This window comes from Prochlorococcus marinus CUG1435, from assembly GCA_017644375.1.
Classification (GTDB): Bacteria; Cyanobacteriota; Cyanobacteriia; order PCC-6307; family Cyanobiaceae; genus Prochlorococcus_A; species Prochlorococcus_A marinus_AH.
The window spans coordinates 1239024-1264220 of sequence record JAEPLP010000001.1 but is presented as its reverse complement, the minus strand read 5'-3'; the positions used below and the strand labels follow the sequence as shown (position 1 = coordinate 1264220).

Sequence of the window (25197 nt, the reverse complement as noted above, 5' to 3'; positions counted from 1 at the left end):
TTTTTACCAATACTTACAGATTAACTAATTTTATAATCCATTAAGACTTTATAAAACAATTGGTTCGACTCCACTAACAACAGGAGCAACTTTGTTTAAATTTAATTGATTATTGTCTTCAACAAATTGATTTAGATTCCACTCATTTTTGAAAAGAATAACTGGCCTATTCCAACAATCTTTAACTATTTTACAATTAAATATTCTGCCTAGTTTTTCAATGGCTGGCCATCCATCAGAAATCCATCTAGCCAATTGATATGGCATTGCTTCAAGATTTGCATCAACACCATATTCACTTTTTAATCTGTGAGTTACTACCTCCAACTGCAATTGACCAACAGCTGCGAGTATAGGGTCTCTTTTGCTCTCATCAAAGTCATAAAGAATCTGAACAGCACCTTCTTCTCGAAGTTCATTAACACCCTTTCTAAAGTTTTTAAATGCTGAGGGATTTGGATTTCTTAGCCAGCTGAATATTTCAGGACTAAAGGATGGTATGCCCTCATATTCCAGATGCGCACCAGTATAAAGAGTATCTCCAATAGAAAACATACCCGGATTATTTAAACCAATAACATCTCCAGGATAGGCATCATCAACTACTTCTCTATCTTGCCCAAATATTTTTTGTGGTCTTGATAATCTGATTGTTTTCCCAGTTCTGGAATGTTTAACTGACATATCCTTTTCAAATTTGCCACTACAAACTCTTATAAAAGCAACCCTATCTCTGTGCTTTGGATCCATATTTGCCTGCAGCTTAAAAACAAATCCACTAAATTCATCGCTTGCAGGTTCAATATCCCCTTTATTACTATTTCTTGAAGTTGGTTTTTGTGCCATTTTTAAAAAACTATCTAAAAATGGTCTTACTCCAAAATTTGTCATAGCAGATCCAAAGAAAACTGGGGTTAAAGAGCCATTAAAGACTTTTTCTGTTTCAAATTTCGATCCTGCCTCATCAAGGACCTCCAATTCTTCAAGTGAGTTTTCGAGTAAATCTCTCTCTACGTATTTTGATAGCTCTTTATCTTCAAGACTTAATCTTTTCTCATTCGATTGTTTCCCTCTCAAGGCTTTATCAAATAAAATAACCTCCCTCGAAAATCTATCAATAACCCCTCTAAATTCCTCACCACTCCCAATTGGCCAGTTAATAGGTAAAGTATTTAGTCCAAGTTCTGATTCAATTTCATCTAGTAAAGAAAATGGATCTCTTCCTGGTCTATCCATTTTATTTATGAAAGTAAATATTGGTATTTTTCGCATCTTGCAAACTTCAAACAATTTTCTGGTTTGAGGTTCTAGTCCTTTAGCAGCATCTTCCAACATAACTGCATTATCAGCAGCAGCTAATGTTCTATAAGTATCTTCAGAAAAATCTTGGTGTCCTGGTGTATCTAATAGATTGATTACTGATCTTTCATATTCAAATTGCAATACAGTTGAGGTAATAGAAATACCTCTTTGTTTCTCAAGTTCCATCCAGTCTGAGGTAGCTTTTCTCTGATTACCCCTAGCTTTCACGGCTCCTGCCTGTTGAATGGCGCCTCCATACAAAAGAAGCTTTTCAGTAAGAGTCGTTTTCCCAGCATCTGGATGGGAAATAATAGCAAAATTTCTTCTTTTATTTACCGCATCCAGTATTTCTTTATTATTTAGAATTTTTGTACCTAAGCTCATTTATATAATATAAGCACCTTTCAATTAGTTCTTAAACATTACCATAGACTATTAAATAATTATCACCTTCTTCAAACACATCTAAAGAGGATAGATCATTCTCTAAAGTGAATTTTTTTAACTCTTTAAAAGTATAAGAAGCTCTTAAAGATGCATAATAATCATTTGTTAAAATCTCGTTATATTTTTTTGAACATTGTGCTTTGAGTTCTAAAGCTGACTTTTCATCTAATGGCCTTTTTAAATCCTTGTGAAAATTTACAGTGAAAACACTAGACAAACTTCTTATGGTGTTGAAGAAATCCTCAAGATTAGTAATGTGATGTATCAAACTATTGCTTACAAGCAAACTAATCCTTTTTTTAAGTAAGAAATTATTCGATTTAATGTCTTTTATGTCAGAACAAATGTAGCGTAAATTTTTTAATTTTTTTTGACTAGTAGAAATACTTTTATTATATTCTGCTCTCAAAATCATCTCTTTAGAACCATCTATTCCTACGACCTCAGTATTAGGCCATTTTATTGCTAACTTCTCAGAAATATTTCCTGGGCCGCATCCTAAATCAACTATTAAATCTTTTTCACCTAAAGAAATATTTTTTTTCAAAAGATATTGATTTATTTGATTAATTAGATTAACTTCCCCTTCTGAAAAATCAGCTTCGTCATAAGAAATGACCTGCTTTTTTTCTTCCATTAATTCAGGTTCGGGGACTCTTTCCATATCCTTTCTTGAAACAAAGATTTCATATTAAACATAATTCTACACAAACCGTTAAATAGTGGTAAGAATAGTTGCAGACGCCACAGGTAGAGTTATTCTTCCAGTACGGGTTATTTACATACGTTTTTTTTATCGTGACTATTGCACCAAATAAAGCTTCTTCGGAGAGCAATTCCAATAATCTAAAGAAAGATGATTTTCCAAAGACTGCGCCAGCTGCTTATCCAGTTTTTTTCAGATCTTATAGTAGAAAAACTACATCTGGCAAAAGGGAGAACTGGAGCGAAGTAGGCGAAAGGAATTTATCGGGATTAAAAGAATTAGGAAAACTTTCTGAAGAAGAACTAATTCTAATGAGAGAGATGCAAAGTAACCAAAAAGCCCAACCCTCAGGAAGATGGTTATGGATAGGTGGAACCCCTTGGATTAATAAGAACCAAAATTTCTCAGGAGCATACAACTGTACCTCAACAAACTTAATTGATTGGGAAGCCTTCGCATTAATGATGGACTTAGCAATGATGGGATGTGGAACAGGTGCAATAATTGAGCCTCATTTTATAAATAATCTTCCTACGGTAATTAACAAAATAAATATTAAATCAGTCAGTGAAGTTGGAATAACTCCTAAAGATCAAAGAGAAGAAAAGTCATCATTAGAAGTCAAAGGAAAAGATCTTCATATCAAAGTTGGAGATAGCAGAAGAGGATGGGTAGATAGCTATAAATATCTTCTTGAGGCATCAAGTAACGAGAGTCTTGAAAGAGAAATTGATGTTTATATTGATTTGGAAGATATCAGGCCTGCTGGAGAATCATTAAAAGGTTTTGGTGGCATGGCAAATCCTATCAAATTGAAAGATCTTTACTCTAGAGTCGCATCACTTCTTGGAAAGGCAATTGGCAGGAAATTAAGTACAGTAGAGTGTTGTTTATTAATTGATGAAGCTGCAGTAACCATAGTTGCTGGGAATATAAGAAGAAGTGCTGGCATGAGACAATTTTCTTCAGATGATAAGGAAGCAGCATCAGCAAAAGAAAATTTATGGAGTCAAGATGAAAATGGTAATTGGAGAATAGATCCTGAAAAAGATGCCCTCAGGATGGCCAATCATACTAGGGTTTACCATACAAAACCTACTTACCAAACTGTTTTGGATGCAGTAACAAAACAATTCCATTCAGGTGAGGGAGCTATTCAATTTGCTCCAGAAGCAATCGCAAGGTCAAATGCAGATATTCTCAAAGATAATGAATTGAGAAAGGAATTTATTGAAATCTACTCAGAACAAGGCAAGGATGAAGCGAGAAATTGGATAAATAGTAGTTATGGTCCTTTTTCAGAAGAAGAGTTAGACCACAGGATGAGCCGATATGGACTTAACCCTTGTGGAGAGATCTTGGGAAATGATTTCCACTGCAATTTGGCTGAAGTTCATTTAAATCAGATTGATCCGGGAAATTTTGAAGAGCAAAAAAAAGCTTTTAAAGCAGCCGCTCTCTCTGTAGCATGCTTACTTAATCATGAATTTGAAGTTGAGCGTTACAGAAAAAGTAGGGAATATGATCCTATTGTAGGAGTAAGTTTCACTGGATTATTTGATTTTTGTGTCCATGCCTTTGGGACGCCATGGTTGAAATGGTGGGAAGCAGGAAGGCCTAATAGCGAAGAAGGGAAGGCCTTCAAAGAAAAGGAAGCTAAATTCTTAGATTCTTGGAGAAAAATAGTAAAAGAAACTGTATGGGAATATTGTGATAAGCATAATCTAAGGAGACCAAATAGATGTACAACAGTTCAGCCAGCTGGAACTAAAAGTCTTCTAACGGGAGCAGCTCCAGGATGGCATCCGCCAAAAGCTCAAAGATTCATTAGAAGAATAACTTTCAGAAAAAATGATCCTATCGCTTTAGCTTGCATGGATTATGGTTACTCAGTTGTACCATCTCAATCTGATAAAGATGAAAATGGGTGCTTACTTGATAATCCATTTGATCCAAGATGTACAGAATGGTTAGTTGAAATCCCTACAGAAGTTAGCTGGGCAAATATAGAGGGCGCGGACCAAATAGACATTAATAATTTCTCAGCATTAGCCCAATTTGATTTTTATATGCAGGTACAGAAGTTTTACACAGAACATAACACCTCCGCAACAGTTGAATTTAGAGAAAATGAAATCGAGGATTTAGCGAAAGCTATTCATAATGCAATAGAAAATAATGAAGGATATATTTCAGCAGCATTACTAGCTCGGTTTAGTGCCAACGCAACTTTCCCGAGATTGCCTTTTGAACCAATAAGTAAAAAGGAATATATATCATTGCAAAATAAAGTTATTGAGAGGAAAGTTAATAATGACTTCTTCGATGCTCTCAATAAATATGATGTAGGAGAACTATCTGAAGCTGGTCCTGCAGGTTGTGATTCAGATAAGTGTCTGCTTCCTCTAGCTAAACCGAAAGATTAAATTTTTAAATTATTTGTAAATAAAAAATAGAAATTAGTTTTTAAAAATTTAATTTATGGCTACCTCTTTAATAGGGACATAAATTACTTATGACATTAAGCTTAAATATTGGGAACTTATTTAATGATTCCTCTAGTCATGCTTTAGTTGATGAGCTAAGAAAAAGGACCTCCGAAGAAGAAATATTAGACTTTGAAGAAAAATTTAACTCCAAAAATGAAAAAAATCTACACATATATATATGTAGATTCCTAAAAAATAGATCAATATCCAGGGGACTTGCCTCTAAGTGGTTAGTAACAATAATCAAAAACAAAGAATCAAAAATTAATGCTTTGCAAAAATTAAATAATTAAGTAAGCCCTGAAAGTTTCCACAGAGCAATGCCAAAAATTGAGAATCCCATAATAAAAGTAAAAGCTAAAGCATTTACTAATTGAACCTTATCATTCATTCTATTTGCGAATGGTAGTAATTGAGCAAATAATGGAGTCTCTTCAACTATTGCAGATTTTTTTACTGTAGGTTTTTTGCTTCTAGAAAACATAAAACAAATTTTATAATCTTAAAAATTTTACATTTAAAAGTTCATTAAATAAAAAATACTTCTCAAAAACGAACAAAATGTAACCTGCAAGGAATTACATAAGGATAATTTATAAATATTTCTAGTAGAAACCGAATCTGTGATTAATATATTAAGTTTATTTATTAAAGATCTAGACAAACAATTTTCTTGGATGTTATTATAAATTTGTAGCAACCGCTACCAAAACGTTCAACTTGCGTTTAGCAAGCCGCAAATCGACTTAAGCCATGGAACGGGGACTTAAGCGAAACCGGAGCTTAAAAAATGACTCTAATTTACAGAGGACAAAAGTACGTCCAAAACAAAGAAGCAGCTAAGAAGCAGCATAACGAACTAACTTACAGAGGCAAAGCTTATACAAGCTAGTTCATTTAACCAAAAATAAAAAAGCCACTTTTAGTGGCTTTTTTAATGTCCAAAATCAATCCAAAAAAATCACTTAATACTTCTCACAAACATTAAACAAATATGATTTAATTGCATTTATATATTTGATAACTATGGCAGACCAGAAACCTTTATTTAAAGCTCCTTATGACATAAAAGATGTAAGTGCTCTTTTCGCCATAGTTGCCTTCGTTTTAATAATCGCTGCCATAGTTGGTAACAACTTATTTGGTTTATTTCAAGAGAATGTAAATTTTGGATAATTGAATTTTTAAAGTAATAACCTTAAAAGATAATTATAAATTCTTAATTTTTTTTATAAATTTATTTTTGAAATAAATTTTAAGGTGAGAATATTTGAATGCTAATAATATTTTATTGAGTAATATATGAATTAAAGAAAAAAATTCATGAGAAAAAGAAATCTTTTATTTCCTTTATTTTTAGGTTCTCTTTTTATTGCTTCAAACGTTGATTCAGCCGTTTTTGACTTATATGAGAAACGTAATAATAATATCTTAATTGCCGGAAGTGATTGCGGTGGTCCAAGTGGTGGTACGAGCGTTCAAAAGAAAAGAGAAAATAATCTAAAGAGAGCAGAAAAAAGTTTACAGTATTTTAAGAGTAAAAAAGTAGAGGCTGAATTAAAAGGTGAATCTACTGAAGAAATAGATAAAAAAATTGAGAAATATATAAAAAAAATAAACCAACTTACACCGAAGAAAGAAAGAGTGAAACCCCCTGAGAATTTTAAAAATTTAGATAGAGAGAAATTGTCCAAGATAAAGAAGAAAACTGATTCAATGATGCAAGAAATATGGGAACCTTATAAACGTATTGCTGAAGAGAATAAAAGAAGAAAAGAGTCTGGGGAATATAACAATGAAGATGGATTATATGTTGAACTACTGGGACTTTCACCTAGATCATTTAATTTCACTACAGCAGCATTAGATTCTCAAGAAGATGGTAATGAAGCTAGAGCAGAAACTTACCACAAGTTAGCAATTAAATCTCTTGAAAGTTCATTGAATAAAAATGAAGTTAATTCTTCAGAAGATCACTATCATCATGAATTATTAGCTATAAATTATTACTATCTTGATGATTACGAAAACTCTAATAAATCCTTGAGAAAGGCAGCTTCAGGTTATAAAAAAACAGAAAAAAGAGATTCAATTAAAACTTTAGTTGCTACTACTGCAATTCTTAGTGGTAACGTTAATCAAGGCTGTCAAGATTTGTACGACTATTTTGCAGATGGTGACATAATTTTTGATTCATCTTTCCCAATTGAAGATTTTTGTATTTTTAACGAGGAAAAATTTTAAAAAAACAAATCCTTAGTATTTTTTTTTAATTATTAGAAAAATAATATTCTCTATATTGTAGGTTTGGGTATGAATGGATTGATGTAGACAATTTAGGAACATAACAAGAATGGGAGCTAAAAGATAATTGCGGTTTAGTTTTAGATTTCATTTGTAAGAAAACTAGAATTGAAGTTCCGAAAAAGATTAAAAGATCAAACCATCTTTCGATATAATTGAAAAGTTAAAATGAAATATTTAACCCTGGAGGTGTGGTCGAGTGGTTTAAGGCTCTAGTCTTTAGACATCAAATTACACATAATTATTTGCAAGCGATCTAAGAGATATTTAAAAAAGTGGACTCCTATAAGTGGTCTTTAGGCTCTAAATTCAGAATTTTGGATGGAAGTAAATAATGGCAAAGATTTTTATACGAAGTAATAATACTTTCATGTATATATAAATTTCATGAGAAAAAGAAATCTTTTATTTCCTTTATTTCTAGGTTCTCTTTTTATTACTTCAAACGTTGATTCGGCCATTTTTGACTTATATGAGAAAAGTAATAATAATCTTTTACTTGCTGGCAGTGATTGCGGTGGTCCAAGTAGTGGTACGAGTATTCAAAAGAAGAGAGAAAATAATCTAAAGAAAGCAGAAAAAAGTTTACGCTATTTTAAAAGTAAAAAAGCAGAGGCTGAAGCAAGAGGTGAATCTACCGAAAAAATAGATAAAAAAATTGAGAAATGGGAGAAAAAAATAATAAGGCTTGATCCGGATTACTTCACTCCAATACTGGAAAATATGGGTGGCGATCCTAATACACTAGCTCCAATGACTCAAGAAACTCAGGATGCAAAGCCAAAAGTTAAAATAGATATTTCTAAATTAGATGATGTGGGGCCTCGTATGACGGAGGGGCTAAAGGATAAAACCAAAAAATTTACTGCAAAATTAGCTATTGCCTCTATATCAAAGATTTCAGCAAAAATAGTAAAACTAGAGGACGAATTTAAAAACTATAATGCAAAAAGTATCGATGACAGGTTTAAAAAGTATGATGAGATTAATTCAAAAATACAAGTTCTTAAAAACTTACAAAAAAAAATAGACGATTTTCTCAATTTCAATATAGATAATGTAGTTTACATCCTTGGGCTTTGGGACCAATTAGATAATCCAGTAGTCGAGACAACTGAGGTAATAAAAAAAGATAACGAATTTAAAAAGAAATATGAATCTTTAGTTGAAGAGTTAAAAGCTGCAGGTTTATATTTTAAAGATTATGATAAAATTGCCAGAAAATTATCTGAAAAATATGCGCTGACAGGAAAGCAACCAACCTTAGAAGAGAAAAAAGCTGCAGGTATAGATAATTATGAATTAGAAAATTCCTTAATCGATTTGTACCTATTAACGGTTAGAAGTTACAGGACTATGGTAACTATGGGATCAAAAAAATAATTTCGTTTTAGTTATAGATTTAATTTGTAAGAAAACTAGAAATCAAGTTCCGAACAAGATTAAAAGATCAAACCATCTTTTGATATACTTGAAAAGTTAAAACTAAATATTTAACCCTGGAGGGGTGGTCGAGTGGTTTAAGGCTCTAGTCTTGAAAACTAGCGTGTCTGCAAGGGCACCGTGGGTTCGAATCCCACCCCCTCCGTTTTTCATAAAATGAGACTAATTTAATTTCCAGAACATTATTTAGAATGAATCATCTAACTTTTCTTATTCTTTTGTGAAATTATCACTCATTTTTTAAGAGCCAATGATATATGCAATATTAATAATTTGTTTAGTCTCACTAACACCTTTCCCTACTCTTCCTTTAACAATCTATTACTACTCCAAGTACGGTTTCGTTGATGGATTTGTCATTGTAACAGTAGCTTCAAATCTAAAAATTTTTATTCATTACTATTTAGGTAGTTTATTAAGAAATAAAAAAATCAATCTTTTTAATTTAGGAAACAAAATTTCTAAGGTAAAAAGAAAATACAAATTAATAAAAACAAAAGACATTTTATTAATTAGATTGTCTAATTTATTTGTCACGAGAATATTAAATATCTTCTTAGGATTTATTAATTTCCCTTTGAAAAAAACATTTATAATCAATAATATTGCAATTCTTCCTTGGCAATTACTTTATTTTTACTTTGCAACTAAAGTCGATTTCTTATCACAAATACTGATTGAATTTGGAATAGATTTGTCAATTGTCAAATTCTTGTCAATTATATCTATCACATCAATTGCTTTCTTATTTGTAAGGATTATTGTGAAATTATTTAAGAGATTCAATTTAATTAGCCGTATAGGGAATATCGTCAAATAGAATTATATTTTATAAACAATTAATAGAAATCATAAGTAAATACATTTCGGTTACAAATATTCCCTGAAATGTAAAATTATTCATTATATTACTAAGTTACAATTAAATTTGGAAATTAACGTGAATGTAAGGATTTCATACAATTGTTTAAAACCACACCTTCTTCTTCCAATAGGTAAAATCCCACAATTAATCTTGAGAACCCTTTAAAAGTTATGACTCATTTCAAATTTTTAAAAAATATTTCCTGAACTTTAACAAAAACATGCCAAATCAAGGTGAAGTTATTACAAAAGATAGAATTGGTTTTGAAAAGTCAAATAGAGCTTTAGGTTTTCTTTACAGGGAATGGTATGAACTTATTTCAAAGTCTCTTTCTAAAATAGATGGTATTAATATTGAATTAGGATGCGGTGCAAGTTTTATAGATCAGGTTAATAAAAGCATTAAAAAAACAGATATTTTTTTAAATTCAAATACTGATTTCAAAATTAATGCAATGGATATAGGGAAAAACTTTGAGAATAAAGTATCCAATTTAATCTTGGTTAATGTTTTTCATCACATAAGCGACCCTGAATTATTTTTGAAATCAGCAGAAAAGTCTCTTTTGTCTGGAGGGAGAATAATAATGATTGAACCAAGTAATAATTACTGGAGTAGATTGGTCTACAAATTTGTAGGACACGAACCCTTTGACATAAAACAAATTGGATGGGAATTTCAATCGAGAGATCCCTTGTTAGACTCAAATCAAGCACTCTCCTGGATAATTTTTGAAAGGGATTATGAAAAATTCAAAAAATTATTTCCTATGTTTTCTATAATTAAAAAAAAGAACATGATGCCATTTTCTTATTTATTAAGTGGGGGACATTCTTTCAATACAAGGATTGGTAAGTTAATTAGAATTATAAGAAAATTTGAAAGATTCTTCTTCGACAAAAATATGGGGATATTTAATTTAATATGTATAGAAAAAATTTAAATTTCAAATCAACAATATTTAAATTTATTATTTTTTATGCAAGCATTTATTTATTAGCTTTTTTTCTTAAACATAACGATAATTTTGAGCACTTGATAATAAATATCGAATACAGATATTTAGCACTAATTAATATTATTTCTATATTTTTAGGACTACCGTTATCCATTGTATTTGACTTAATATTGATAAAATTTTTCGGGATCAAATATATTATTACTTTTGCACCAATTCTATCTATTTTAGGAATTGTCCAAATCCTATTACTCAGAAAAACAAATTTAATATTTTCAAAAAATATTCCTTTCATAAAAAATATTAGAAATCATCGACTAAAGCATATTCTTGAAAATATTACTTTTAAACCAATTTTTATTTTAATCATACGTACATTCCCCGTTATGCCTTTCTCTATCGGAAGCTACTTTATTGCATCATCGGATATGAAAAACAAAATTATATTTGTCTATTCATTAGTAGGAGCTTACTCATATTATTTTTCACTTTTTTTTATTATCCAAAGTGCATAATAAAATACATTTTTTATTAATTATTTTTGACTCGTAAAATACTTTTGTATATAGAAAGATATTTTCTTAATTATCTCTTTTCTGAATTGTTATACAATATTTTTAATAAAATATTCATTTAAATTTGAAATTAATTAAAACTCCATGGGGTGAGATCTCTCCAGAGGTAAATTTATTCCCCATTTATTACCTTCTTTTTATTTACGGATTTGTATATATTTTTCCATATGGGGAGGATATTATAGGTTTAACGTGGTTTGACTTATTAAAAATTGAAGACGGTCCTTTGGAATGGCTTCAGTTTTTTGAATACTTAATTTCATCAATATTTGGTGTTTTAATCTATTTCAAAAGTAAAACTAAAAATACAATAAATTCGTTTATTTGGTTAATTCTCAGCGCCTTTTGCTTCATCGTTGCTGCTGAGGAAATAAGTTGGGGAGAGAGAATCACAGGTTTTTCAATTAATTCTCTAACAGAAATAAGTATTCAAAGTGAAACTAATTTACATAATCTTCCATTTTTCCATGATTTCTTTCTTGATCCTATTTTGATTGCAATTTGCATTTTATTTGGTTGGATAGGTTGGAGAAAATGGCCATATTTGAATTCAATCCCCAACAAAAAATTGAGTTTATTTTTCTTGATAACAGCGTTATATATTTTTTATTACGAGATATCATGGGCTTCTACAGTTGAACACATAAGAAACGATTTAGAAATTTATGAATTTTTACTTTCAACTGGTATATTTTTACATTTTTGGAATAACTTCAAATTACTTTTTAAAGTAAATTCTCAATAATTTTAAAAAACTTAATTTGTTTAATTCAAAATTACTTCTATAAAAAACAAGCTCAGCATAAACTTTCACGTAAAATAATTGGCAGGAATAAATCCCTAATAAAAAAAATCAATTAGTATTTTTACACTCTTCTTTTTTATTCTTGTTATTATTTATTTTTAAATCAAACATAATGTCCAAGGGATTCGCAAATAATACTACTAAGTCCTCAAAACCAAAAAAATTAATTTCTTCTAATGATCCTCAGGCAAGATTGATATCTTGGTCACCATGGCCACCTGCTAATTTCCAAACAAAATATCCGGCTTTTCCTTTCGTTCTTACAGTATTGATTATAGTAGTAGGACAATGGTACTTGTCTCTCCTTAATTAGCGTTGAATTTTTTTATATTTAATTTTTAGAATAATTGAGTAAAGGATTTATTTTGTTTTTTCCAATTTTATTTCTAGTCCATTTCCAAGCAACGGTCATTCCAATAGTATTAGGGATAAAATCGATCAATAAATTCAAACATATAAGTGGGAACAAATTAATACCTTTTGGTTTTATTTTTTTAGGATTAGCCTCAATTTTTGAAATGATAGACCATACTAAAACATCTTGGATTTATGTAGATCATTCCTCTTTATTTAATTGGTTATTTTATTCATTCCTATCTTTAGGCCTAACATGTTTATCAATATCAGTTATAAAAAATAAGTTTATTCAAATAACTAACTTTTGCATTTCTTTATGTTCAATAGTCTCATATTTTTTATTTGATAAAACTATTACTCTTTTTTTTCAAGCTATTCTAAGTATTTTTCTAATAATTAATTGGCAAAGAACTTTTAAAGATTGGCTCTTAATCCTTTACCCAATGTTTGGAATTGTTTTTACAACATACTTTGGAAAAAATCTCGCAACAAGTGGTGATCAATTTTGGCACATTTTTATAGGCCCATCTGGATCAATAAGCGTCCTTATCTTTTATCTTATATTGAAAAAATCAAGCAAAAATTTTACTTAGGATTCCTATGAAATCATTTATATTTACAAGCTTTATAGTGTTCTTTATCACAATAATCTCTCCAGTTAAAATTCTTGCGGATACTGCACTTGATGTATATATGAATGATTTTTATTCTAAATCGAATGAAGCTAGCCAAATTCTTAAAGAAATTGAAAATAATCTAAAACAGGGATCAAGACAAAAAGTATGTTCAAGGCAAAGAGAGGCAGCAAGATTAGGCCTATTAGCTAATAAATCATTAATTAAAGCTTTTGAAATAGATGGGACTAATCCACCAATGCAAGCTATAAAGGCAAGTCAACAAAGATGGGAATCAATTCTCAATGAATGCTAAAAAGTCAATAGTTCATATAATTAACCTTTCAAATTTGCATTCTTACAGATTTACTAATAAATGGTATTTCAGGTTCAACTCCATAAATACATTGAGAAATCGAATAAATAAAAATACACAGTGTAAATATAAAAATAATTGAACCTAATTCAACTATCGGAAATATTCTCAAGAGATATGAAATTATTATCAAAGCAATATCAATAAGTAAGGCTTGGCATGCGTTATATCTTACGAAATAGGGAACTTTTGGATTTCTTGATAATCCTACAAACAAAACTATAAATAAAAGAAAACTCCCAAAAGGCAAAGATTTTTCAATTATTGCTATTGGAAAAGTTAATAATAATAGTATTTTTAAAAAAGAATATTTATAAAACAAATAATATCCAAAAGGTATTGATGCCTTTAAAGGCAAAGTATACAAAAATGCTGATGAGAGTCTTTGGAAAATCTGATTCAATATATCATTGAAATTTAGTACTAATATCTTAACCTACTTTTTCTGAACTCAATTAAACACTTAATCTCTAAAATATCAACTTTGGCAGATAGCTATTCAATATTAGATAATTGATTAATGTTCATAAGTCAAAATGCGTATCCTACATACTATGTTGAGAGTTGGAGATTTAGATAAATCCATTGATTTCTATGTCAATAGATTAGGAATGAATTTATTAAGAAAGAAGGATTACCCTCATGGAAAATTCACTTTGGCATTTGTTGGCTATGGTTCAGAGAAAGAAAATACAGTAATTGAATTAACTTATAACTGGGACAAAAATTCAGAAGACTATGAGCTTGGAGATAAATACGGTCATATAGCTATTGGAGTAAAAGATATTCATCTTATTTGCCAAGGATTAGAAAATAATGGCTGTAAAATAACAACTAAACCTAAAACGATGAAAAACAGTAATACTCTCTTGGCTTTTGTTGAGGATCCTGATGGATATAAAATTGAACTTATTGAGAGAGATTAAAAGCTCAGAACTTTTTAATTTAATAAACAGATCAAAAAAATTAAAAAAAGATTGAATTATCTAATAATTTTTTTTTGCAATTAAGGGGAAAAATACATATATATTGGATTAATTCTAAAGTTTTAATTGATAAATAACATCATTTCTAAAATAAGGCAAGATAAAGAGAAGAATTTAAATTTATAATCTATATTAATTCTATTTAGAATTTGTAGACAATCTATTTAGATTAACTTATTATATAAGTATCGTATAAGGTTTATGCCTAGTAATTGGTCAAAGATAAGAGATGAATGGCTTGAGAGAACTGCCATTACAAAAGATGATGCTAAATGGGCATTAGAAGCTTTAATTAACTCTGAAGAGGAGTTATTTGAAATAGAACAAAAAGTCAAGAATAAAGAGGACGCTACAAGCCAAGTAAAAGTTTTGAAGAAAAAAGTTAAAGAAACTATTTCCTCTAAAGAAATTAGTCTCGATGATATTGCATTAAATACTTCAAATTCAAACAAAGTACAGATCTCAGTTCCATCAAATCTTACTTATCTTTTAAAAGTTTGGGCTGCAGCAGAAGGTCGGGATCTTTCGAGTGTTGCTTTTCAGTGTTTAGAAACTGGAATAAGGGAAATGAAAAGCAAAGGTTCAATACCTTCTGTAGCAGTAAATAGATATGACTCCGCCTGTCAAAAGAGGATCGCACTAGCAGAAATAAACAATCTATTGGAGAAATACGAAATAGCTCAAAATGAAATCAAATAATTATGAATAACAGAAAAATCATAAAAGGATACAAAACATTGATATCATCAAGTTTTAAAGTAGATACTTCTACAGATAAATTCAAAGATGGAATAATTTATACTCTTTACAATGATGAATTTAATTCACTTAAAGTTGGTTTTGCTGAAAATGAAAAGGTTCTAGAAAAAAAAATATCTAGTGAGGCATCAATCTTATTAGATATGAAAAAAGGCAACAAGAAAGATCTATTTTTATTAATTACCACTATAAAAGAACTTGGTATCAAATATTCAGACAATCTTTATTTCGAATACTCAATTTCTTTAATGAGACACTTGTCTATATTAGGTTGGCCTATTGGAAGATCACTTTATAAACAAAGAAAAATTAAAAAAGAACTTTTATGTGCATAAATTTAGATGTAATCACACTCCAAAGTCTCTCTAGTTTCTCTATTTGTGAATGGATTAGTACCAGAGGCACTTTCACAAAATTTCCTAACAATATCTTTTGGCAGAAAAACATTTGTGAAGTCTGCACCTTGGATTTTTACATTTTCAAACTGTGTACTATAAGCAAAAGAATCCTCTAAGTTAGTATTTGATAAATCTGTTCCATCTAAAACAGCTGAATCTAATGTTACTTCTCTTAAATTGGAATTACTTAAATTGGTATCTTTGAGTTTTGCTCCATAAAGAGTAGCATTTTGGAGCTCACAATCTGATAAATTTGCGTCTTGTAAATCTGTCAAATAGAAAGTTGCTCCTTTTAAATCGGATCCAGAAAAATCTGCTCCTACCAAGGATTGTTTACCATAATCCAATGCAGCAAAGCTTTTAGAAGGGAGAGTTATAACAATCATTAAAACAGTTAAAATTATAAATCTCATTTTTTGAATAGTATTTCAACAAATTCTAACTTCTTAAGCTGAAATCTAAAAATTAATTATTTACTGAATGCTATATTTATTGAAATAATCAATCATGAACAAGGTTTTGGATATAAGTCCTTATGATGCAATTGTTGTGGGTTCTGGCGCTACAGGAGGAATAGCAGCACTTACATTGGCAGAACAGGGGATAAAAGTTTTAGTAATAGAAGCCGGACCAAAAATTAAAAGGCTTGAGGCTAGTAATTATGAGCCCAAAAATACATTAAAAAGATTATCAGGAGTTTTAACAAAAAAACATGCCAATCAACGCCAACATCCGGGTTATTGGAAAAATAATCCTGACTTATATTCAAATGAATTGAAACATCCTTATGACTTCCCCAAGAAAAAGCCCTTTCTTTGGACTCAAGGTAAACAATATGGGGGAAGATCATTAACTTGGGGAGGCATAACATTAAGACTTTCTTCAGAAGATTTTCAACCCGCAAAAAAAGACGGATTCGGACCAAACTGGCCTATTTCATACGATGAATTATCCCCTCACTATGATTTTATTGAAAGTTTCTGTGGAATCTATGGAAGAAAGGATGATATTAAGGAAGTCCCAAACGGTAAATATATTGGTGAAATACCTCTTACAGAAAGCGAAAAAGTTTTCGGAAGCAAAGTTAAATCGAAATTAAACTATCCATTTATCCAATCAAGAGGCTTTGATCGTAATTCATCAGTAAAAGATAAAGAATGGCCCAAATCCTCAAGTATAGGAAGCACTTTTAAAAAAGCTTTGGATACTGGAAATGTACAAATAATCTCTAATTATCTAGTAGAGTCTTTTGAGATTAACAAGCTAACAGAGCTTGCATCAAAACTAACGATCGTAAACTTAGAAAATGGATGCAAAAAAGAATTAAATTGTGATTTAATCCTCCTTTGCGCATCAACAATTTCAACACTCAGAATACTTCTGAACTCAGAATATAAATCAAACTCCTCAGGTTTTAAAGATAATTCTGGAAAATTAGGTAAATACCTTATGGACCATATATCTATCTGTAGATTTTTTTCAGTCCCAAAATCAAAAAACTCAGGAAAACCATTAGATAATCTTCCCGATCTTTCTGGAGCAGGCAGCTTCTTTATTCCATTCGGTTCAAATTTACCCAAGATTGACGACATAAATTTCCATAGAGGTTATGGAATCTGGGGAGCAATTGATAGATTAGGGATTCCTAAATTTTTGCAAAAAGATACAAACACATCCATTGGTTTTCTCATAGCCCATGGTGAAGTCCTTCCTAGAGAGAAAAACTCAGTTTCTCTCTCAAGAAAAACAGATGAATGGGGTGTCCCAATTCCAAACATTGAATTCGAATGGAGCGAAAACGAGTTAAACATGGCTAAACATATGGAAAATACAATACGAAAATCAATCAAAGCTGCAAATGGAGAAATAAAAAATATTAATGAACTAATGAATATCCCATTAGGGAGTTTAATTACAAAAAATTTGATCGCACTTTCAGATGGTCCTCCTCCTCCTGGATATTACATTCATGAGGTAGGGGGAGCACCAATGGGGTTGAATGAAGAAAATAGCGTAGTTGATAAATTTAATCGATTATGGAGATGTAAGAATGTACTCGTACTAGATGGAGCATGCTGGCCCACATCATCTTGGCAAAGCCCCACACTTACAATGATGGCCTTGAGTAGAAGAGCATGTTTAAATATTAAAAGGACTTAGAAGGTGTAAATAATTGATTTAAATAAATTTCTGAGACAGAATTATCTGTACATCCGTTTTGAACGAGAAAAGTTGCTAATGCTGAATTTATAAGCTTATATTGATCCCAAGTTGGATTACTTAATACGAAATCTTTCATAGTGTTATAAAGAGTTTCTGAAAGCTCTGTTTCTAATGAGACTTTTTTTGAAGAACACTCTATGAGTTTCTTTTTAGTTAAATTTGATTGGCTGATTTGATCCATAAATTTATATTTTCAACATAACTATAATGATATTTTTTTCCAAAAAAATCAAAAAATATCTGTCATGAAACTTTTCCTATTATCAAATGAGACTCATGCTATAAATTGTTTTTTTAAAAAACTGCCTCTTTAAATAAGGAAATTGAATAGTTCTTAAAAAAAAGTCAACAATAATGTTGAAGTCCTGTTTTTTTTTAAAAATGCTGGCATCTCTAATCCAATGTGGATTTGGACGTGGAAAACAACCTGTAAATTGTGGAAAATCTAGCTCAAAATACTTTCTGAATTTTACATTAAGAATACTTATATATACTGAGTCTATTAAGACTTAGTCAAGAAAGAGACAGGTGATTCATTGATTTTCAACGGATTTTCTTAAGATTTGGTCTTCATTAGGCAAGCGAAGCGTGACAGGTCCTAAAGGGTGTTTTGAGTTTGGATAAATACTATGGTGATGGTGATAGTGATTATGTTCATGTTGATGAGCCTCTACATGTTCATGTTCTAAGTTATCTCCTCCTCTTGAGTTTGATTTTTCTTGGTTATGAGTTGGGATTTGATTTTGTGTTTCACAAGCACCATTACATTCAGGATCACATAAATCACAACTGATACCCAAGCCCTCTACATGGTCATGATGACTTTCTTGTACCATTCCAACTTCTTTTTCAAAGCCAAATAAATTTGATCTATATTTACAAGTTGAGCAATTCATAAAATTATTACCTTCGTCATTAAGAATCTCCTCAATCCTTTCTATAAAAGTGTCGACCACATAAGATTGTGACGAAAGATATTTTGCATGTATAAATGAAATATTTGGATTATTAATAGCAACTAAATCACTTTGCCTTTTTATTCTTGTGACAAGGACACCTGAGAAAAGGAAATAAGGAAAAATTATTATATTTTTATAACCAAGTCTCACAACATTTTTCAAGCCAGGTTCAACTAGAGGGAAAGTTACCCCAGAAAAGACTGTTTCCCCCCACCCTAAACCAATACCTTCTACGATCATTCTCGTAATTTTTGAAACATTGGAATTCGCATCTGGGTCAGAAGAACCTCTACCAACAACAACTAATAATGATTCTTCAGGTTTGAGAGTATTATTTTGTTTAAATACATCTTTAACTCTTTCACAAGCTGCACTAATCATTAAATTATTAATACCTAATTCTCTTCCATAAATTATTTCAATACCTGTTTTACTTGAATAATTCATAAGCAAGCTAGGTATATCATTTTTCACATGGCCAGCAGCGAAAAGCATTGCGGGTATTGCAATTACTTTTTTTATAGAAAGATCTTTTAATTTGTCTAGAGCATCAACAAGTGAAGGTTTAGCGAATTCTAAGAAACCATATTCAACCAAAAAATTTGGATATCTTTGTTGGATAAACTTAGTTAATTCTTGAAATTCAGTAATGGCTAGTTTATTTCTGCTCCCGTGTCCACAGATAAGTATCGCGACTTGATTATTTAACTTCGAATCTAAATTATCCAAAATCAAGTTATTACTTATACCATAATAGTAAAGAACATTATCATGTAGTGAAAAATAATAGTTTGCTTGAAGTTCCAAATATCAACTCAAAAGATGCAAAATTAAAGAAATTAATTTATGACGTTGATGAGTCCTTATTTTATGAGGATAAATATTCTAATGAAGAATTCGAGCACCTTTGCGTATGTAGTGGAGGTACAACCTCTAGCTGTGCAAAAAATGGTTTTACAACTCTTGATCTAAGAAAAAATTACAACAAAGTTCACCTAGATAGAAAAACCAATTTAGTAACAATTGGAGGTGGAGTAATAATGGGGGATCTAGTAAATCATTTACAAAAACATAATCGAAGTTTTCCAATCGGACTTTCTAAACTTCCTGGAGCAGGCTATATACTCACTGGTGGAGTAAGCCCGCTCAGTAGAGCTTACGGATTAGCAATTGATAATATTGAATCAATAAAAGGTTTCTTGGGAAATGGCACATTTATCTCTTTAAAAAAAAATCAAATAAATCCAGAAGAACAATTGATTTGGGAAGCAATTAAAGGCGCAGCACCCTTCTTTTCAATTATTACCGAAATAGAACTTAAAACTATCCAATCTAATCCAATAAAGGTTATTGAAGGATTTGTAAATCTAAATGAACTTTCAGAAATAATAAAACTATCAGAGGAATTTCCAGAAAATATTAGTCTTCAATGGATTTATGCTCAAAAAATTTATATATATATTTTTGCTGAACTCAGTAATTTAGAAGATAAAAGAACAGAAGAAAACTTAATGCTTCTAGACAAATTTCCTGCTCTAGAAAAACAAATTTATGAAAACTTTAACAAAATTAATTTTTTTCCAAAGGAATTGAATTTATATGAGCTAAATGCAAATAACCATTCTGAGGTAATTAGTCTTCTTGGAGAAGATTTAAAAAATGATATCCCAATTTTTATAAAATGTTTGAGTGAAATAATGGATAGTAAACCTAATAATTCCTGTTATATTGCTTCTCAACAATTAGGTGGCAAAACTAAAAAGTTAAATCATGGAGCAAGCTTTTTTGTTCATAGAAAAAGTACTTGGAAACCATGGATATATGCATCATGGAAAAAAAATGATCTTCAAGAAAAAGAAGTCGCTCTGGAATGGATTTATAAATCATGGAGCAAGCTAAAAAGGTTTTATCCAAATATTCACTTAGCCCAATTGCATAATCATTTGAATTCTCATGAAGAAGAAATTACATTAGCCTTTGGAAATAGAGTGAACGAATTAAAAACTTTAAAGAATATTTTTGACCCACAAGGTATTTTGCCTCCTCTATGAGGTAACTTCTTAATTATAAATAAACTTAAAATGTCAAATTTCTCAAGATATTTATCTAAAAATTGGTTAGATGATCCAAAGTCAAATATACTCTCTGGCTTAGTTGTTGCTTTTGCAATGATCCCAGAAGCAATTGCTTTTTCAGGTATAGCTGGTGTAGATCCTAAAGTTGGCCTTTTTGGTGCATTTTGCTTATCTATAACAATTGCGATTGTTGGAGGAAGAAGGGGGATGATCACTTCAGCCACAGGTTCAACAGCTCTTTTAATGACTGGACTTGTTGCTTATGGAGAATCACAAGCTCCTGGATTAGGAGTCCCATATCTTATTGCAGCAGGAATATTAACTGGAATATTCCAAATTCTTTGGGGATATTTAAGACTTGCCTACCAAATGCGATTCGTCCCAACAGGAGTATTAAGTGGATTTGTAAATGCATTGGCACTTTTAATATTTCAAGCACAACTACCTCAGTTAGGAATAGGTATTAAAGAATCAAAAGGATTAGTTGAACAAACTATCAGTCAATATCCAATTAACTCTCAGATTCCAGTAGTTTGGATTCTTGTAATCCTGGGATTAGTAATTATCTATGGGCTTCCAAAAATCACAAAAGTAGTCCCATCTCAACTTATCGCAATAGTAGTAATTACTCTTATAAGCATATTCTTTAATCTAGATGTCCCAACAGTTAGTGATTTGGGTAAATTACCTGATGGATTACCAAGTATTTCTCTCCCTTTTGGATCAATAGAAAATGGGAAAGTACCTTTTAGTCTTGAAACATTAGGAATAATTTTACCGACCTCACTAGCAATATCTCTCGTGGGTTTAATGGAAACCTTTTTAACTCAAGATATTTTAGACGATGTAACTGATACAAGTTCTAATAAAAATAAAGAAGCAAGAGGACAGGGTATCGCGAATATTGTGGCATCCTTATTTGGTGGGATGGCAGGATGTGCATTAGTAGGGCAATCTGTTATGAATACTGAAAATGGTGGCAAATCTAGATTATCAACCCTCTCCTCAGGTATATCTTTACTAATTATGATTATCCTCTTGAAGTCTTGGATTGGAGCAATACCAATGGCTGCTTTAGTAGCAATCATGATAACAATCGCAATAAGTACAGCAGATATAAATGGATTAAAAAATATTAGAAAGATACCTAAAAGCGATACTGCAGTAATGCTTATGACATTTGCAGTTACAATGCTTACAAAACCTCATAACCTTGCGCTTGGAGTTATTGCAGGAGTTGCATTAGCTGCAATTCTTTTCAGCAGAAAAGTCGCAAAAGTTATAACTGTCTCAAGAGCTAAAGAAAATAATTTGATTACCTACAAAGTAAAAGGACAGTTATTTTTTGTAAGTAAAATTTATTTTTTACAAGGATTTGATATTCATGAACATCCTGAAAATATTGTAATTGATATGTCTTCAGCTCATATTTGGGATCAAAGTGGCGTTGTTGCTCTTGAGCAAATTATTAGAAAATTCCAGAATGGTGGCTCTAAAGTTGAAATTGTAGGATTAAATAAAGAAAGTCTTAACTTATTTGAAAGACTAGGTGGTATAGAAAGCGCTCATTAAAAAAGTTAATTAAGACTAACTTGTTGATAACAAAACCAAAGCCATTGCTGAAAAAGCAAATTCCTATGGGATCTCCAAGCGGTTTTTGAACTATTTAGATCAAAATTTTTAGGAGGAGGAACATCTCCCTTTTCTTTGTCTCTTTCAATTTCACTAATAATTCTATGCACCGTATATTCAGGATGACCTAAATGCATAAGTTGTTTTTGATCATTAGATTCAAATATTGTATATCCGACGTTTTCTCCATAAGCCAACAAATTCAATCTCCCTTCTTTTTGGGCCTTCTCCATTTCCAAATCTGGTAATCCAGCAAATCTACTTTGAGGACATATAAATTCATCATCTTGTGTACCCATCAATGGGTGTCCAGGAACAAGACTTTTTAAAGGGAATACCCCAAATAATTTCCTATCAAAAACTTGCTTATCAACCCCTGCTAAATAAGCCAGCGCAAAGCCCGCCCAACATAATCCAAGAGTACTCGCACAAGAATTTCTGGCTTCATTTACAATTTTTACAAATTCATCCCAATACTTAACCTCCTCAAAGGCTAGGTGCTCAATAGGTGCTCCAGTAATAATGATTCCATCTAACAGTTCTGGATTATTTGCTTCTTCCCAAGTTATGTATAGATTATTTAGATGATTAAGATCCCAAGTTTTATAAGAGTGAGTTTCAAGCTTTATCCAAACTGGCTCAATTTGAAGAGGAGATAAACCAAGTGGATGTAGTAAGTTAAATTCATACTGCTTGCCAAGAGGCATAATATTTAAAATACCAATCCTAAGAGGACGTATATCCTGTCTTTTTGCCAATTCTGGTTCAATCCAAGATATGTGATTTTTCTCAACATCACTAATCTTGTGATAGTTACTAGGAATTATTAAAGCCAATAAATCTCCTTTCCTATGTGATTTGTGAAAGTGCTTGTTCGAAATCTGCTTTTATATCATCAATATGCTCAATTCCTACAGAAACTCTTACCATCGTAGGAGTAACACCTGCAGATAATTGTTCTTCTTCAGATAATTGCTGATGAGTTGTTGAAGCAGGATGAATTACTAATGTTTTTGAATCCCCCACGTTAGCAAGGTGGCTCGCTAATTTTAAGGAATCAATAAATTTTACTGCATTTTCATACCCCCCATTAAGAGAGAACATAAGCATGCAACCCATTCCTCTTCCAGTAGTGTATTTTTTGGCACTTGAGTAATATGGATCAGATTCTAGGCCTGGGTAATTAACACTACTTACATTAGAATTAGAATCCAACCATTTTGCTAATTCAAGAGCATTAGAAGTTTGTCTTTCTATTCTTAAACTTAAAGTTTCCAGACCCTGCAATAACAAAAACGAATTAAAAGGACTTTGAGCTGATCCCCAGTCTCTCAGGCATTCAAGTCTTGCTCTTAACGCAAAAGCTATATTTCTATTATCAGGTACTCCCAAAGATTTGCAGATATCACTACCAAAACCAAAAGCGTCCCAATGAACGAGCCCATGATAAGCAGCGCTTGGCTCACTCATTAGTGGGAATTTACCATTTCCCCAGTCAAAGGTTCCGGCATCAACAATAACCCCTCCGATACTTGTTCCATGTCCACCGATCCATTTCGTTGCACTTTCTACAACAACATCGGCTCCAAAATCAATTGGTCTTATTAAAGCACCACCAGCACCAAGGGTATTATCAACTATTAAAGGAATTCCATTTTCCTTTGCTAAAGCAGAAAGTCCATCAAAATCTGGAATGTTGAACCGAGGATTTCCCATTGATTCGACATATATTGCTTTGGTTTTATCATCAATTTTATTTCTAAAACTATCGATACTATCACCATCTGCAAATTTAACTTCTATTCCTAATCTTGGAAATTGTACTTTAAATTGATTGTAGGTCCCACCATATAGAAAAGATGTAGAGACAAAATTATCTCCTGCTGTCATGCAGTTCACAATTGCCAAGAATTGAGCAGCTTGTCCTGAGGATGTCGCAAGTGCTGCCATTCCTCCCTCCAAAGCTGCCATTCTTTTTTCGAAGACATCTGTGGTGGGGTTCATAAGTCGAGTATAAATATTTCCAAATTCTTTTAATCCAAAAAGATTAGCTCCATGCTCTGCATTATCAAAGACATATGAACTAGTTTGATAAATGGGTACTGCTCTAGAATTTGTAGTTGGATCAGGCACTTGGCCTGCATGTAATTGAAGTGTCTCGAACTTTTGGTTGCTCAAAATTTTTTAAATAATCCTATTATCTATTTAACTTAGAAAAGTCCAAAAAAAAAACAAAAAAAAAATAAATATTTATAAATCCTTTTTTAATGAGGGGTAATTATCTTTCATATATATACTCAAATCCTCTTTTATCGCAGATCTGAGTTTCTCAATATTTGCAGATTCAATTATTGGAAAAGTTTTATTAGCCTCAGGATCTTTTTCAGTAATTGATTTCCAATTCTTACCAACATCTTTTTCAGAGTTGTTTAAAACCTCATCAAAGTTGAAAACCTTATCGTTATTTTTAGCGTCAAATTCGCTAAACGCTTTATTTATGAGCTGTTTTCTATTTTCGAATAGATTCTTGGCTTTTAAAGTATCTGGAAGACCCATAACTGGTTGTAATTCCTTAAGAAGTTTTATTTCTTCTTCAATTAAGAGTGTCCAAACACCATGTTTATTTTTTGGGAGATTAGAATTACTAAAAATATTAATTTCATCTAGGTAAAAATTTAACCATAAATAATATGATTTTTCTTCAATATTTTTTTTAACTGATATCTTTTTATTTTGAATCTTTGGGAGTAACTTTTCTGCTTTCTTTAAAAACTGTCTGTCTTCCCTTTCTAAATTTATTAATCCCCATCTTTGACTATAGTCCCATAAATCTTCGTATCTTGTTAAATCTTCTTGATTCCAACCAAGAGCTTTCAGTTCATGAGAACGATGTGATAATTCCTTTTTCAAAAAAACCTTTTAAA

Annotated in this window: 28 protein-coding genes and 1 tRNA gene; 19 read left to right on the top strand and 10 right to left on the bottom strand. The window is 31.0% G+C overall.

What is annotated here, in order from left to right; all coding sequences use genetic code 11:
• Positions 1 to 48: 48 nt before the first annotated feature.
• Together JJ844_07115 and JJ844_07110 are read right to left on the bottom strand one after the other, a co-directional pair.
• Positions 49 to 1686, bottom strand: coding sequence for a peptide chain release factor 3 (locus JJ844_07115; protein MBO6975443.1), 1638 nt, complete (start codon positions 1684 to 1686; stop codon positions 49 to 51).
• Between the two features lie 31 nt (positions 1687 to 1717).
• Positions 1718 to 2413, bottom strand: a complete 696-nt coding sequence (locus JJ844_07110) for a methyltransferase domain-containing protein (protein MBO6975442.1) — start codon at positions 2411 to 2413, stop codon at positions 1718 to 1720.
• Positions 2414 to 2547: 134 nt separating this feature from the next.
• On the opposite strand from JJ844_07110, the gene nrdJ reads away from it, so the two are divergent.
• Both nrdJ and JJ844_07100 read left to right on the top strand, forming a co-directional pair.
• Positions 2548 to 4881 carry a ribonucleoside-triphosphate reductase, adenosylcobalamin-dependent gene (gene nrdJ, locus JJ844_07105; protein ID MBO6975441.1) on the top strand — a complete coding sequence of 778 codons (2334 nt, stop codon included), beginning with the start codon at positions 2548 to 2550 and terminating at the stop codon, positions 4879 to 4881.
• An 89-nt stretch (positions 4882 to 4970) separates the two neighbouring features.
• Positions 4971 to 5237 carry an RNA recognition motif-containing protein gene (locus tag JJ844_07100; GenBank protein ID MBO6975440.1) on the top strand — a complete coding sequence of 89 codons (267 nt, stop codon included), beginning with the start codon at positions 4971 to 4973 and terminating at the stop codon, positions 5235 to 5237.
• Here the strand turns inward: JJ844_07100 and JJ844_07095 are convergent.
• Entirely contained in the window at positions 5234 to 5428 is a 195-nt protein-coding gene (locus JJ844_07095) for a hypothetical protein (protein MBO6975439.1), read from the bottom strand. The genes JJ844_07100 and JJ844_07095 overlap by 4 nt on opposite strands.
• A gap of 306 nt (positions 5429 to 5734) precedes the next feature.
• Here JJ844_07095 and JJ844_07090 point away from each other — a divergent pair, with 306 nt between their 5' ends.
• The 11 genes from JJ844_07090 to JJ844_07040 all read left to right on the top strand — a co-directional run bounded on the left by JJ844_07090 (position 5735) and on the right by JJ844_07040 (position 13181).
• Positions 5735 to 5836 (top strand): DUF4278 domain-containing protein, encoded by a 102-nt coding sequence (locus tag JJ844_07090; protein ID MBO6975438.1) that lies wholly within the window; start codon positions 5735 to 5737, stop codon positions 5834 to 5836.
• A gap of 134 nt (positions 5837 to 5970) precedes the next feature.
• Positions 5971 to 6120 carry a hypothetical protein gene (locus tag JJ844_07085; GenBank protein ID MBO6975437.1) on the top strand — a complete coding sequence of 50 codons (150 nt, stop codon included), beginning with the start codon at positions 5971 to 5973 and terminating at the stop codon, positions 6118 to 6120.
• Positions 6121 to 6267: 147 nt separating this feature from the next.
• On the top strand, positions 6268 to 7188 hold the full coding sequence (locus JJ844_07080) for a hypothetical protein (GenBank protein ID MBO6975436.1): 921 nt from the start codon (positions 6268 to 6270) through the stop codon (positions 7186 to 7188).
• A gap of 447 nt (positions 7189 to 7635) precedes the next feature.
• Positions 7636 to 8631, top strand: coding sequence for a hypothetical protein (locus JJ844_07075; protein ID MBO6975435.1), 996 nt, complete (start codon positions 7636 to 7638; stop codon positions 8629 to 8631).
• A gap of 118 nt (positions 8632 to 8749) precedes the next feature.
• Positions 8750 to 8836: transfer RNA gene (locus JJ844_07070), tRNA-Ser, on the top strand.
• Positions 8837 to 8941: 105 nt separating this feature from the next.
• Positions 8942 to 9511, top strand: coding sequence for a VTT domain-containing protein (locus JJ844_07065; protein ID MBO6975434.1), 570 nt, complete (start codon positions 8942 to 8944; stop codon positions 9509 to 9511).
• A 265-nt stretch (positions 9512 to 9776) separates the two neighbouring features.
• Positions 9777 to 10499 (top strand): hypothetical protein, encoded by a 723-nt coding sequence (locus tag JJ844_07060; GenBank protein MBO6975433.1) that lies wholly within the window; start codon positions 9777 to 9779, stop codon positions 10497 to 10499.
• 654 nt (positions 10500 to 11153) lie between these two features.
• Positions 11154 to 11834 (top strand): pectate lyase, encoded by a 681-nt coding sequence (locus JJ844_07055; protein MBO6975432.1) that lies wholly within the window; start codon positions 11154 to 11156, stop codon positions 11832 to 11834.
• A 172-nt stretch (positions 11835 to 12006) separates the two neighbouring features.
• On the top strand, positions 12007 to 12207 hold the full coding sequence (locus JJ844_07050; GenBank protein MBO6975431.1) for a hypothetical protein: 201 nt from the start codon (positions 12007 to 12009) through the stop codon (positions 12205 to 12207).
• A 52-nt stretch (positions 12208 to 12259) separates the two neighbouring features.
• The gene (locus JJ844_07045) at positions 12260 to 12844 is read left to right on the top strand and encodes a hypothetical protein (protein MBO6975430.1); all 585 of its coding nucleotides are present in this window, start codon (positions 12260 to 12262) and stop codon (positions 12842 to 12844) included.
• Between the two features lie 7 nt (positions 12845 to 12851).
• Positions 12852 to 13181, top strand: a complete 330-nt coding sequence (locus JJ844_07040; GenBank protein MBO6975429.1) for a hypothetical protein — start codon at positions 12852 to 12854, stop codon at positions 13179 to 13181.
• A 28-nt stretch (positions 13182 to 13209) separates the two neighbouring features.
• Here the strand turns inward: JJ844_07040 and JJ844_07035 are convergent, their stop codons facing one another.
• Positions 13210 to 13644, bottom strand: coding sequence for a hypothetical protein (locus JJ844_07035; protein MBO6975428.1), 435 nt, complete (start codon positions 13642 to 13644; stop codon positions 13210 to 13212).
• Positions 13645 to 13777: 133 nt separating this feature from the next.
• Here JJ844_07035 and gloA point away from each other — a divergent pair, with 133 nt between their 5' ends.
• The 3 genes from gloA (at position 13778) to JJ844_07020 (ending at position 15321) form a co-directional block, all read left to right on the top strand.
• Positions 13778 to 14167 carry a lactoylglutathione lyase gene (gene gloA / locus JJ844_07030; protein MBO6975427.1) on the top strand — a complete coding sequence of 130 codons (390 nt, stop codon included), beginning with the start codon at positions 13778 to 13780 and terminating at the stop codon, positions 14165 to 14167.
• 261 nt (positions 14168 to 14428) lie between these two features.
• Positions 14429 to 14926: a VHS domain-containing protein gene (locus JJ844_07025; protein MBO6975426.1), complete on the top strand. Its 498-nt coding sequence runs from the start codon at positions 14429 to 14431 to the stop codon at positions 14924 to 14926.
• Between the two features lie 2 nt (positions 14927 to 14928).
• The gene (locus JJ844_07020) at positions 14929 to 15321 is read left to right on the top strand and encodes an LEM domain-containing protein (protein MBO6975425.1); all 393 of its coding nucleotides are present in this window, start codon (positions 14929 to 14931) and stop codon (positions 15319 to 15321) included.
• A gap of 2 nt (positions 15322 to 15323) precedes the next feature.
• Here the strand turns inward: JJ844_07020 and JJ844_07015 are convergent, their stop codons facing one another.
• Positions 15324 to 15797, bottom strand: a complete 474-nt coding sequence (locus tag JJ844_07015) for a pentapeptide repeat-containing protein (protein MBO6975424.1) — start codon at positions 15795 to 15797, stop codon at positions 15324 to 15326.
• Between the two features lie 106 nt (positions 15798 to 15903).
• Here JJ844_07015 and JJ844_07010 point away from each other — a divergent pair, with 106 nt between their 5' ends.
• Positions 15904 to 17544, top strand: coding sequence for a GMC family oxidoreductase (locus JJ844_07010; GenBank protein MBO6975423.1), 1641 nt, complete (start codon positions 15904 to 15906; stop codon positions 17542 to 17544).
• Here the strand turns inward: JJ844_07010 and JJ844_07005 are convergent.
• Positions 17531 to 17788, bottom strand: a complete 258-nt coding sequence (locus tag JJ844_07005; protein MBO6975422.1) for a DUF2811 domain-containing protein — start codon at positions 17786 to 17788, stop codon at positions 17531 to 17533. The genes JJ844_07010 and JJ844_07005 overlap by 14 nt on opposite strands.
• Before the next feature lie 352 nt (positions 17789 to 18140).
• Positions 18141 to 19373, bottom strand: a complete 1233-nt coding sequence (locus JJ844_07000; protein ID MBO6975421.1) for a sirohydrochlorin chelatase — start codon at positions 19371 to 19373, stop codon at positions 18141 to 18143.
• On the opposite strand from JJ844_07000, the gene JJ844_06995 reads away from it, so the two are divergent.
• On the top strand, positions 19343 to 20617 hold the full coding sequence (locus JJ844_06995) for an FAD-binding protein (GenBank protein ID MBO6975420.1): 1275 nt from the start codon (positions 19343 to 19345) through the stop codon (positions 20615 to 20617). The two genes, JJ844_07000 and JJ844_06995, sit on opposite strands and share 31 nt — an antisense overlap.
• A 30-nt stretch (positions 20618 to 20647) precedes the next feature.
• Complete coding sequence (locus tag JJ844_06990; protein ID MBO6975419.1) at positions 20648 to 22213, top strand: SulP family inorganic anion transporter; 1566 nt, start codon at positions 20648 to 20650, stop codon at positions 22211 to 22213.
• Between the two features lie 5 nt (positions 22214 to 22218).
• Here JJ844_06990 and JJ844_06985 read toward each other — a convergent pair whose 3' ends face one another.
• The 3 genes from JJ844_06985 to JJ844_06975 all read right to left on the bottom strand — a co-directional run bounded on the left by JJ844_06985 (position 22219) and on the right by JJ844_06975 (position 25183).
• The gene (locus JJ844_06985) at positions 22219 to 23109 is read right to left on the bottom strand and encodes a homoserine O-succinyltransferase (GenBank protein ID MBO6975418.1); all 891 of its coding nucleotides are present in this window, start codon (positions 23107 to 23109) and stop codon (positions 22219 to 22221) included.
• Positions 23110 to 23122: 13 nt separating this feature from the next.
• Positions 23123 to 24451, bottom strand: coding sequence for an O-acetylhomoserine aminocarboxypropyltransferase/cysteine synthase (locus tag JJ844_06980; GenBank protein MBO6975417.1), 1329 nt, complete (start codon positions 24449 to 24451; stop codon positions 23123 to 23125).
• A gap of 72 nt (positions 24452 to 24523) precedes the next feature.
• Positions 24524 to 25183, bottom strand: a complete 660-nt coding sequence (locus JJ844_06975) for a hypothetical protein (GenBank protein MBO6975416.1) — start codon at positions 25181 to 25183, stop codon at positions 24524 to 24526.
• Positions 25184 to 25197: the final 14 nt, after the last annotated feature.